Raw genomic sequence first — 10,495 nt, forward strand, 5'->3', positions numbered from 1 at the left:
CGTCCGTTACAGTTCGCGGGCCGGTTTGCCCATCAGCACCACCGGATCCAGCGTCACTTCCAGTGCACCGTTACTGACCCAGAGTTGACCATCGGAGATAGTGCAGGTGAGCTGCATGGTGCGCTCGACCATGGCGGTGAGCGGCAGAGTCTGGCTGTCGGAGAGTTCGATGATGCTGAGGTTGTCATGCTGGCTCAGCTTGCCCTGGTTCTGCTTCCACCAGACGGCTGTACCACGACCGCCGTAGAGGTAGAGCACCACCTGACGGGCACGGTTACAGGCCTTTTTCAGCCGTTTTTCATCGGGCTGGCCCAGCTCGATCCAGAGCTCTATTTCGTCCGAGTAGTTCTTGCACCAGAGCTCGGGTTCGTCATCGGCGCTCAATCCCTTGGTGAACTCCAGTCGCTCGGCGGCGTGCCAGGCAAAAGCCGCCAGCCGGATCATCATCCGCTCATCGGTCTCGGAGGGGTGGCGCGCCAGCGTGAGGGAGAAGTCCTGATACAGATTGCGATCCATATCAGACAAACTGATCTGGGCCTTGAATACGGTTGCCTTGAGAGCCATAGAAAACCTTGAACCCCTGATAAGAGAAGGGTGAGTGAGAAATACGGGCGCCAGTGTAATCAAAATCGGCGGCAGGTTCGACCATCCTGACCAAAGATTTCCCCTTCCCTGCCGGGATAAGTGCTTTAAAAGACACAAAAAACAAATGCCAGTCCGAAGACTGGCATTTGGCGGCATGGAGAAGTGACTCACTTCTCGGCGGACTGTACCCCGAACGCATTCAGCAGCATGCAACAGGTCACTGCCACCGCCACGAATCCGCTCAGAAAGATAAAGGGCATGGCCCCATATCCCAGTACTGTCCAGATGGTGTGTTCAAGAAGACTCATTGTTGTGTCCTTCATCCGGTGAAAGGTGTGTTCCTTCTGGCGGATATTGGCTCCGCTCTTGATGCCTCCATTTGACCTCAATCAGCGGTTGGGTCCTATGCCACCAAAGTGATAAATGCAGGGTTCATTTGCGCTGGATCAAGCTTTTTGGCCAAATATCCATGTAGTTCAAGCAATTACCACCGCCAATCAAGGATAGACACAAACACGGCAGAATAAAAAAACGCGCCGGATGGCGCGTTTCCTGGACAGCACAGGCAAGGGATCAGTTGTCGCACAGATCGCTTGGCATGTCCTGACGCAGGCGGGTCCACAGCTTGCCGGACTCGATACCGTACTGACGCACCGTCATGAACACGGCTTCGTGATTCTTGGTCTCCGCCAGATTGAGCAGGGTCTTGTAGTAGGCATCTGCGGTCTCGCGGGCCTGCTTGTCGGAGAAGTAGTAGCTGCCAACCCGGCTGTACAACCCTTTGAAACCGTTCAGGATCAAAGCATAGATCGGATTGCCGGAAGCAAACGCCAGCTGGTGGTGCAGGCGATAATCGAACTCGGCATAAGCCTGGGCGTTGTTCTCGACCCCATCGGCGCCACGCAGGATCTCGGCGGCCTGTTCCGGATTGTGACGGATCGCCCCGCGGATAAAGATGGTGCAGATATGGGTACGGGCGGAGAGCAGCTGAGCTATCAGATCAGGTACCTTGTCCTGATCCAGACGGGCCAACGTCTCCAGAATATTGAGGCCGGAGGTTTCCCAGAAATTGTTCACCTTGGTCGGCTTGCCATGCTGTATGGTCAACCAGCCATCACGGGCCAGTCGCTGCAGCACTTCGCGCAAGGTAGTCCGCGTCACCCCGATCAACTCGGATAATTCACGCTCGGCGGGCAGAATAGATCCGGGAGGAAAGCGATTGTTCCAGATGGACTCGATGATGTATTCCTCGGCAAACCCAGCTGGGCTCTGCGCTTTTATAACCATGAATTGACTCTGTTGTAATGCGTAAAAAGGCTGACGAATGATATCAAAGCGATGATGGCTGGCAAGCATAAGGTCAGTCCTCTGCTCACATATGGCAAATATAGTGTTGGGAATATGTATCTAATCGCCACGAGGGAGCCAGCCAACCCCGACAAGGTGGTTATAAAACAGACAGATGGGCAGAGATCCATCGGCTATCATTTATAATCGTCACGCTTTTTGATTAAAATCACGAGGAATCAGACAGATAAAGGCCAACATCCGGAGGCACAGGTCGAATCATCCTTGACTGCATAGAAGCAGATCCTAACAACAAAGTTGAGACCCATTATCATGCCAATAAGCCTAGGGCAGGCATTCGCCAAGAACTTCTTGGGCAATGCACCACAGTGGTATAAAAGCGCCATCTTGCTATTTCTGGTGATCAATCCGATTGCCTTCCACCTTGATCCTTTCATTGCGGGCTGGTTACTGGTCGTTGAGTTTATCTTCACCCTGGCCATGGCCCTCAAGTGCTACCCCCTGCAACCAGGTGGTCTGCTCGCGATCGAAGCCGTGTTGATCGGCATGACCTCCGCCGATCAGGTCAAACACGAGCTGGTCGCCAATATCGAAGTGCTGTTGTTGCTGGTGTTCATGGTGGCAGGCATCTATTTCATGAAGCAGCTGCTGCTCTATGTCTTCACCAAGCTGCTGATCGGCGTACGCTCCAAGATCCTGCTCTCCCTCTCCTTCTGTCTGGTCTCCGCCTTCCTGTCGGCTTTTCTCGATGCCCTGACCGTGATTGCCGTTGTGATCAGCGTTGCCACCGGTTTCTATGCCATCTATCACAAGGTCTCGTCCGGCAAGGAGTTTGGTCACAGCCATGACCATACCGATGATAAGGAAGTCGCCGAGCTCAATCGCCAGGATCTCGATGATTTTCGTGCCTTCCTGCGCAGCCTGATGATGCATGCCGCCATCGGTACCGCGCTGGGTGGTGTCTGCACCCTGGTGGGCGAGCCGCAAAACCTCATCATCGGCGAGCAAGCCAGCTGGAACTTCGCCGAATTTGCCATTCGCATGTCACCCGTCACCGTCCCCGTCTTTATCTGCGGTCTGCTGACCTGCGTGCTAGTAGAACAGTTCCGCTGGTTTGGCTATGGCGCCCGACTGCCAGACACGGTGCGCGCCATCATGGAGGAGTACAACCGCTACGAAGAGGCAAAACGCAGCCCGCAAGACAAGGCCAAGCTGATCGTTCAGGCATTGATTGCGGTCTGGCTGATTTTCGGTCTGGCCATGCACCTGGCAGCCGTTGGCCTGATTGGCCTCTCGGTTATCGTGCTGGCCACCTCCCTGACCGGGATCACCGAGGAGCACTCGCTGGGTAAAGCCTTCCAGGAGGCACTCCCCTTCACCGCCCTGCTGGCGGTCTTCTTCAGCGTAGTCGCCGTCATCATCGATCAGCAGCTGTTCAAGCCGGTGATCCAACTGGTACTGGCAGCCAAACCGGAGAACCAGCTGGCCCTCTTCTATCTGGCCAACGGGGTGCTCTCCATGGTCAGTGACAACGTCTTTGTCGGCACCGTCTACATCAATGAGGTGAAGACGGCCATGCTCAATGGTGCCATCGACCGCGCCCAGTTCGATCTGCTGGCGGTAGCCATCAACACAGGTACAAACCTGCCGTCGGTCGCCACCCCCAATGGTCAGGCCGCCTTCCTGTTTATGCTCACTTCGGCATTGGCGCCGCTGCTGCGTCTCTCCTATGGCCGCATGGTCTGGATGGCGCTGCCCTACACCTTGGTGCTGGGGCTGATCGGCTTTTTCTCTGTCGAATTGCTGCTTGGTCCTGCCACCGAGTGGTTCTATCAGCATGGATGGCTGGTGATGGAGAGTGCGCTGCCAGCGGTACAGCCGGCGCTGCATTAATCCACTGCAACGGAACCCGAGGGCCCTTTCAGGGCCCTTTTCTTTTCGGTTCCGCTCTGCTCTAATTCAGCCACTGTTTTTTCTGAGAGATCAATGAGATGATCGAGTTTCTCCGCCGTATTGCCGCCCATCGGCTGGCTTGGGGGTTGTTGGCAGCATCAGCCCTGTTCCTCGAGTTGTGTGCCCTCTTCTTCCAGCATGTGCTGGGCCTCTCCCCGTGCGTGATGTGTGTTTACGAACGGTTGGCGACCCTGGGGGTGCTGGCCGCTGGTCTGCTCGGCATGGTGGCGCCGGATAAGTGGTATGTTCGCTTGAGTGCCATGTTGCTGTGGGGCTACAGTGCCTTCCGTGGCTTCCAGCTGGCCCTCAAGCATGTGGACTATCAGGTTAACCCCTCCCCATTCAACGTCTGCAGCCCGTTTGCCGACTTCCCGAGCTGGGCTCCGCTCGATCAGTGGCTCCCCTGGCTCTTTATGCCGGAAGGGGATTGTGCCCAGATCACTTGGCAGTTCTTCGGTTACTCCATGCCCCAGTGGCTGGTTGTCATCTTCGCCGCTTACCTGTTGGTCTTCACCGTAGTGGCCATCGGCAATCTGGTGAAAGGGCGTTGCTGCAACTGAGTGTCATCCCGCGTGGAGATAAAAAGAGGGAGCCATAATGGCTCCCTCTTTCTCGTTCTGGCTGACCGTATTCTGGTTACGCCTTGGCTGTACTCATCTTGGCCTTGACCGCGCCAATTACCATGGGCAACAGGGAGATACCAATGATGCCGAAGATCAGCAGGGTAAAGTTGTGACGCACCACCGGCAGATTGCCAAAGAAGTGGCCGGCATAGACAAAAGAGAGTACCCACAGCAGACCGCCAACCAGGTTGAACGCCAGGAAGCGCGGATAGGTCATGGCCCCCATCCCTGCCACGAACGGCGCAAAGGTACGCACGATAGGCAGGAAGCGGGTGATGATGATGGTCTTGCCACCATGCTTGGCATAGAAGGCGTGGGTCTTCTCCAGATAATCCCGGCGGAAGATTTTGGAGTCCGGGTTGCGGAACAGCTGCTCGCCGAAGAAGTGACCAATGGTGTAGTTGACCACGTTGCCCAGCACGGCAGCGATGATCAGCACGGCCGACAGGGTATGGACGTCCAGCACGCTGCCCACGGTGAGCGCACCGGCGGCAAACAGCAGGGAGTCACCCGGCAGGAACGGCGTCACTACCAACCCTGTTTCACAGAAGATGATCAGAAACAGGATGGCGTAAACCCAGACGCCATAGTTCTCAAACAGCTCTTTCAAATGCACGTCAACGTGCAGGATAAAGTCGATTGCAAAGAGGATCAGATCCATTTTTCCATACCCATAAAGTGAACGGCGTGGAGTCTACGCCAATGCCATCCGGGCGACAATCACCGAGGCAGCCTCTTTTTCATCCCGAAGCGCCCACCTTCAAATGAAACCGTTTTTCCGCTTCCTTCGAGGGTGGGGGCACAAAGAGTGATGTCGAGCGTGGTGTTGAAAAGGTGAACTAGGAGGCCTGTTCTAGATCGCTGCGCACTGCGGAGGGCAAACAACGCTCCCAACCCCATAGCAACACCAGCAGCAGGGTCACATCATCGAACCAACCCAGCAAGGGCACCACGTCGGGGATAAGATCCACCGGACTGATGCCATAGAGCAGGATAAGGATCACCAGGCCCCTCGCCCACCAGGGGGTACCAGGATGGCGAAAACCATGATAGAGACGACGAAGTCGTTGCCAAATCAGCCAGCGTTTGCGGCTCATGACTCGATCAACTCGCTGCGCAACTGCTGGATCTGATCCCGCAGTGCTGCCGCCTGTTCGAACTCCAGATCCCGGGCATGCTGGAACATCTGCTCCTCCATCCGCTTGATCTCTTTGGCAATCTCGCTGGCAGAGCGGACATGGTATTCCCCTTGCGGCTCGGCTGCCTTGCGCATCCCCTTGCCTGGTTTACCTGCCGTGCGGCTGCCCCCCATGTCCATCACATCGCCAATGGATTTGTTGAGCCCTTTGGGGGTGATCCCATGCTTGAGGTTATGGGCATGCTGCAAGGCGCGGCGCCGCTCGGTCTCCTCAATGGCTACCTTCATCGAGTTGGTGATGGTATCGCCGTAGAGAATGACCTTGCCGTTGAGGTTACGCGCCGCCCGGCCGATGGTCTGGATCAGCGAGCGGGTGGAGCGCAGGAAGCCCTCTTTATCCGCATCCAGAATCGCCACCAGCGACACTTCCGGCATGTCGAGACCTTCCCGCAGCAGGTTGATGCCCACCAGCACATCGAACTTGCCAAGGCGCAGATCGCGAATGATCTCCACCCGTTCGACCGTATCGATATCGGAGTGGAGATAGCGCACCTTGACGTCGTGCTCCGCCAGATACTCGGTCAAGTCTTCCGCCATCCGCTTGGTCAGGGTTGTGACCAGCACCCGCTCCTCCACCGCGACCCGCTTGCGGATCTCGGAGAGGAGATCATCCACCTGCGTGGTCACCGGACGCACCTCGATCTCCGGATCGAGCAGGCCGGTAGGGCGCACCACCTGCTGCACCACATCGCCGCCGGACTTCTCCAGCTCGTAGGGGCCCGGAGTCGCCGAGACAAACACCGTCTGCGGCATCAGCGCTTCAAATTCGTCGAACTTGAGTGGCCGGTTGTCCAGCGCCGAGGGGAGCCGGAAGCCGTACTCCACCAGGGTCTCCTTGCGGGAGCGGTCCCCTTTGAACATGGCGCCAATCTGCGGCACCGTGACGTGGGACTCGTCGATGATGAGCAGGCCATCCCCCGGCAGGTAGTCAAACAGGGTGGGCGGCGGCTCCCCCGGCGCACGGCCGGAGAGGTAGCGGCTGTAGTTCTCTATGCCGGAGCAGTAACCCAGCTCCTGCATCATCTCCATGTCAAACTGGGTACGCTGGCTGATGCGCTGCTCCTCCACCAACTTGTTGAGGGACAACAGCTGCTCGCGACGGCTGCGCAGCTCCTCCTTGATATGCTCGATGGCCCCCAGAATGGTCTCGCGCGGGGTGGCGTAGTGGGTCTTGGGGTAAATGGTGTAGCGCACTACCGTCTGCTCGATAGCGCCGGTCAGAGGATCGAACTGGGATAGGCGCTCCACCTCTTCATCAAACAGCTCTACCCGCAGGGCCAGCTTGTCCGATTCGGCAGGGTAGATGTCGATCACTTCACCGCGCACCCGGAAGGTGCCGCGTTGAAACGCCATGTCGTTGCGGGTGTACTGCAGCTCGGCGAGGCGACGCAGGATATCCCGCTGGTTGATCACATCCCCCACTTTGAGGTGCAGCATCATGCTCAGATAAGCTTGGGGATCCCCCAGACCATAGATGGCCGACACCGAAGCAACGATCACCACGTCGCGCCGCTCCAGCAACGCCTTGGTGGCCGACAATCGCATCTGCTCGATGTGATCGTTGATGGAGGCATCCTTCTCTATAAAGGTGTCGGTGGTCGGCACATAGGCTTCGGGCTGGTAATAGTCGTAGTAGGAGACGAAATACTCCACCGCGTTGTCGGGGAAGAACTCCTTCATCTCACCATAGAGCTGGGCGGCCAGGGTCTTGTTGGGAGCCAGGATCATGGTCGGGCGGTTCAGGGTGGCGATGACGTTAGCCATGGTGAAGGTCTTGCCCGAACCAGTCACCCCGAGCAGCGTCTGATGAGCCAGCCCCGACTCGATGCCATCCAGCAGTTGGGCAATCGCCGCGGGCTGATCCCCGGCGGGTTGAAACTGGCTGGCTAACTTGAACAATTTGCTCATGAACACTCCCGACACAAAACAGCAGAGGAGCAGTGTAACCGAGGGTTTGGCAGCGGTACACCCGTGCCATCATCCCGCGAATGGCTTGACCACCTCGGACACCTTCTGTATGATGCTCCTCCTTGCCTGATGTTCCCCCGTAGTTCAGTCGGTAGAACGGCGGACTGTTAATCCGTATGTCACTGGTTCAAGTCCAGTCGGGGGAGCCAAATTCCTCACCATCTCGGTGCAAGTTATCCACTTTAGTGCCCTCTCCTGCCAATTTTAATGCACAAGATCCTTCTTGCTGCTGACGCTCCCTTTTGTTACCCGTTCTGGCTCGACAGAGTTTTCTCCTGTTGCATCTAACTATTTGATTTTTATACAAACATTTTTCTTCCGGTATTTTTTGAACAGCCCTTGCATCCCAGTACTGGCGCGGCTTTCAGGGCGATGAACAAGTTTCATAAACAGGGTTATCCACAGATTCTGTGGGTAAGTGCAGCAAGCCCTGTCAGGACGCGGGATTGCCCTTGATGGCCCCCGGCGAAGAGTCATTTTGCTGGCCAACCTGATTTTATGCTGTTTTTTTGCCCCCTCAGGAACAGTGAGGTGACAGGCTCTATTGGCACTTTTTAGAGGTATCTTTTTGCCAACCCTTTCCCTGTGGGCGAACGGGCAAATATCAAGCTGATTTGCCCCTCAGCCAACCATGGTGGCCATCGGTTGAATCTGCTGAAACTGATCCCCGCCAAGCGGCTGGACAGCAGAATCTAAAAAATCGGCCTGCGCCAGAGCACTTCGGTCGCGGGCAGCAGATTTCACTAATTGACAACGACGGTTACAGCAAAAATTGCCAGATTTCATCCGCTTGTCTCCCTATCACGCCGCCGGCTCCACAAATAGCGTCCGATAACGTCCGATTAATCGCACCCTTGCGCTTCTTTATTGGGGATAGATCCGGCACAATATCGACCCCACTTTTTTCCTCGGTTTTTCCGGGCATGACCATAGATTTCGTGACACTGCTACATCAAAGCGACTCCCTGCTGCTGTTCGTGGTATTGGCCTTCGGCCTGCTGCTTGGCAAGGTTCGAATTGGCAACTTTCAGATTGGCAACACCATAGGTGTACTGTTTACCGCCCTGCTGTTCGGCCAGATGGGCTTCGAGTTTACTGCCACCACAGAAAACGTCGGATTTATGCTGTTCATCTTCTGTGTGGGGATTGAGGCTGGCCCCCACTTCTTCAGCGTCTTCCTGCGCGACGGCATCCACTACATCACCCTGACTCTGGTGATCTTGCTGACCGCCCTGCTGCTGACGGTGGGGCTGGCCAAGTTCTTCAATCTGGGGCCGGGCATGGCGGCGGGGATCCTGGCGGGTTCCCTCACCTCGACCCCGGCGCTGGTGGGTGCCCAGGATGCCTTGCGCAGTGGTCTGCTCAACCTGCCCCATCATACCGATATGCAGGCTGTGCTCGACAACATGGGCATCGGCTACGCCCTGACCTATCTGGTGGGTCTGGTGGGCCTGATGCTGGTGGTGCGCTATCTCCCCTCGCTGGCTCGCCTCGACCTCAATACCGAGGCACAAAAAATCGCCCGTGAGCGGGGTCTCTCCGACAGCGAGAGTCGCAAGACCTATCTGCCCATCATCCGCGCCTATCGGGTGGGCCCCGAACTGGCAGCCTGGATCGGTGGCCGTACCCTGCGGGAGACCGGCATCTATCCCCATACCGGCTGCTATGTAGAGCGGATCCGCCGCAACGGCATTCTGGCCAGTCCCGATGGCGATGCCGTCATTCAGGAAGGGGATGAGATCGCCCTGGTGGGCTATCCCGAGAGCCACGAGAAGCTGGACGTAAACTATCGCAACGGTAAAGAGGTGTTCGACCGCAACCTGCTTGACCTGCAGATAGTCACCGAAGAGATAGTGGTAAAGAATGACTCCGTGGTAGGCCGCCATCTGGTGGAGCTCAACCTCACCGAGAAAGGGTGCTTCCTCAACCGGGTAGTGCGCTCCCAGATCGAGATGCCGTTCGATCGCAACATCATGCTGCAAAAGGGCGACGTGTTGCAGATCAGCGGCGAGAAGCAGCGGGTCAAACTGCTGGCCAACAAGATCGGCTTTATCAGCATCCACAGCCAGACCACAGATCTGGTGGCTTTCACCACCTTCTTCGTGCTGGGCCTGCTGATCGGCTCCGTTTCGCTGGTGTTCGGTCAGATCGAATTCGGTCTCGGCAACGCCGTCGGCCTACTGCTGGCGGGCATTCTTATGGGTTACCTGCGGGCCAACCACCCGACGGTCGGCTATGTGCCGCCCGGCGCGCTCAGATTGGCCAAGGATCTCGGTCTGGCGGTCTTTATGGTGAGCACGGGCCTGAAAGCCGGTGGCGGCATTCTGGATCACCTCAGCGAGGTAGGTACGGTAGTGCTCTTCTCCGGCATGCTGGTGACCACCTTGCCGGTGCTGGTAGGCTATCTGTTCGGGGTCTGGGTGCTCAAGATGAACCCGGCACTGCTGCTCGGAGCCATCACAGGTGCCCGTACCTGTGCCCCGGCGATGGATGTGGTCAACGAGGCAGCCAACAGCTCCATTCCAGCGCTCGGCTATGCCGGTACCTATGCGGTGGCCAACGTGATGCTGACCCTGGCGGGCTCCTTTATCATCGGCTTCTGGTTCTAGCCAGTACCATCACATTACCGCTAACAAAGAAGGGAGCCTCAGGCTCCCTTCTTGCTATCTACTCCGCTAGAGAGATGTAGATCAGGTTCATTGGTGTGGTGTCACCTCCCCCCACTATCTGCGCTGAAATCTGCCACTAACCCACTCTTCCTATTCCACAATGGCCGATGCTCTGCTCTGCTCTGCTCTGCTCTGCTCTGCTCTGCTCTGCTCTGCTCTGCTCTGCTCTGCTCTGCTCTGCTCTGCTCTGC

At 56.9% G+C, this 10,495-nt stretch carries 10 protein-coding genes and 1 tRNA gene; 4 read left to right on the forward strand and 7 right to left on the reverse strand.

The window, feature by feature from the left end; genetic code table 11:
- Positions 1-6 precede the first annotated feature (6 nt).
- The 3 genes from OKB77_RS14830 to fadR all read right to left on the reverse strand — a co-directional run bounded on the left by OKB77_RS14830 (position 7) and on the right by fadR (position 1,872).
- A complete protein-coding gene (locus OKB77_RS14830; protein WP_005352343.1) occupies positions 7-564 on the reverse strand; it encodes a YaeQ family protein in 558 nt (185 codons plus the stop codon).
- Between the two features lie 188 nt (positions 565-752).
- Positions 753-893 (reverse strand): TIGR02808 family protein, encoded by a 141-nt coding sequence (locus tag OKB77_RS14835; RefSeq protein ID WP_005345965.1) that lies wholly within the window; start codon positions 891-893, stop codon positions 753-755.
- A 265-nt stretch (positions 894-1,158) separates the two neighbouring features.
- The gene (gene fadR / locus OKB77_RS14840) at positions 1,159-1,872 is read right to left on the reverse strand and encodes a fatty acid metabolism transcriptional regulator FadR (protein WP_026034983.1); all 714 of its coding nucleotides are present in this window, start codon (positions 1,870-1,872) and stop codon (positions 1,159-1,161) included.
- Between the two features lie 333 nt (positions 1,873-2,205).
- Between fadR and nhaB the strand changes: the two genes are divergently transcribed.
- Positions 2,206-3,786 carry a Na(+)/H(+) antiporter NhaB gene (gene nhaB, locus OKB77_RS14845; RefSeq protein WP_265775600.1) on the forward strand — a complete coding sequence of 527 codons (1,581 nt, stop codon included), beginning with the start codon at positions 2,206-2,208 and terminating at the stop codon, positions 3,784-3,786.
- Between the two features lie 98 nt (positions 3,787-3,884).
- On the forward strand, positions 3,885-4,406 hold the full coding sequence (gene dsbB, locus OKB77_RS14850; RefSeq protein ID WP_150389032.1) for a disulfide bond formation protein DsbB: 522 nt from the start codon (positions 3,885-3,887) through the stop codon (positions 4,404-4,406).
- Positions 4,407-4,482: 76 nt separating this feature from the next.
- Here the strand turns inward: dsbB and OKB77_RS14855 are convergent, their stop codons facing one another.
- The 3 genes from OKB77_RS14855 to uvrB form a co-directional block, all read right to left on the reverse strand.
- Positions 4,483-5,130, reverse strand: a complete 648-nt coding sequence (locus tag OKB77_RS14855; RefSeq protein WP_150389031.1) for a DedA family protein — start codon at positions 5,128-5,130, stop codon at positions 4,483-4,485.
- Between the two features lie 178 nt (positions 5,131-5,308).
- Entirely contained in the window at positions 5,309-5,566 is a 258-nt protein-coding gene (locus tag OKB77_RS14860) for a YkvA family protein (protein WP_005336897.1), read from the reverse strand.
- Complete coding sequence (uvrB, locus tag OKB77_RS14865) at positions 5,563-7,575, reverse strand: excinuclease ABC subunit UvrB (protein ID WP_270817916.1); 2,013 nt, start codon at positions 7,573-7,575, stop codon at positions 5,563-5,565. The genes OKB77_RS14860 and uvrB overlap by 4 nt, the downstream gene beginning before the upstream one ends.
- A 133-nt stretch (positions 7,576-7,708) precedes the next feature.
- On the opposite strand from uvrB, the gene OKB77_RS14870 reads away from it, so the two are divergent.
- A tRNA-Asn gene (locus OKB77_RS14870) sits at positions 7,709-7,784 on the forward strand.
- Between the two features lie 472 nt (positions 7,785-8,256).
- Here the strand turns inward: OKB77_RS14870 and OKB77_RS14875 are convergent.
- Positions 8,257-8,421: a hypothetical protein gene (locus OKB77_RS14875; protein WP_155737312.1), complete on the reverse strand. Its 165-nt coding sequence runs from the start codon at positions 8,419-8,421 to the stop codon at positions 8,257-8,259.
- A 137-nt stretch (positions 8,422-8,558) separates the two neighbouring features.
- Between OKB77_RS14875 and OKB77_RS14880 the strand changes: the two genes are divergently transcribed.
- Positions 8,559-10,244 carry an aspartate:alanine antiporter gene (locus OKB77_RS14880; protein ID WP_270817917.1) on the forward strand — a complete coding sequence of 562 codons (1,686 nt, stop codon included), beginning with the start codon at positions 8,559-8,561 and terminating at the stop codon, positions 10,242-10,244.
- The last annotated feature ends 251 nt before the right edge of the window (positions 10,245-10,495 follow it).

This window comes from Aeromonas sp. Y318-3, assembly GCF_027706185.1.
Lineage (GTDB): Bacteria > Pseudomonadota > Gammaproteobacteria > Enterobacterales > Aeromonadaceae > Aeromonas > Aeromonas veronii.

Excerpts from the sequence above, each read along its gene's own strand:
- OKB77_RS14855 (WP_150389031.1), bottom strand. The coding sequence starts at position 5,130 with ATGGATCTGATCCTCTTTGCAATCGACTTTATCCTGCACGTTGACGTG.
- dsbB (WP_150389032.1), top strand. The coding sequence starts at position 3,885 with ATGATCGAGTTTCTCCGCCGTATTGCCGCCCATCGGCTGGCTTGGGGG.
- fadR (WP_026034983.1), bottom strand. The coding sequence starts at position 1,872 with ATGGTTATAAAAGCGCAGAGCCCAGCTGGGTTTGCCGAGGAATACATC.
- uvrB (WP_270817916.1), bottom strand. The coding sequence starts at position 7,575 with ATGAGCAAATTGTTCAAGTTAGCCAGCCAGTTTCAACCCGCCGGGGAT.
- OKB77_RS14835 (WP_005345965.1), bottom strand. The coding sequence starts at position 893 with ATGAGTCTTCTTGAACACACCATCTGGACAGTACTGGGATATGGGGCC.
- OKB77_RS14830 (WP_005352343.1), bottom strand. The coding sequence starts at position 564 with ATGGCTCTCAAGGCAACCGTATTCAAGGCCCAGATCAGTTTGTCTGAT.
- OKB77_RS14875 (WP_155737312.1), bottom strand. The coding sequence starts at position 8,421 with ATGAAATCTGGCAATTTTTGCTGTAACCGTCGTTGTCAATTAGTGAAA.
- OKB77_RS14860 (WP_005336897.1), bottom strand. The coding sequence starts at position 5,566 with ATGAGCCGCAAACGCTGGCTGATTTGGCAACGACTTCGTCGTCTCTAT.
- OKB77_RS14880 (WP_270817917.1), top strand. The coding sequence starts at position 8,559 with ATGACCATAGATTTCGTGACACTGCTACATCAAAGCGACTCCCTGCTG.
- nhaB (WP_265775600.1), top strand. The coding sequence starts at position 2,206 with ATGCCAATAAGCCTAGGGCAGGCATTCGCCAAGAACTTCTTGGGCAAT.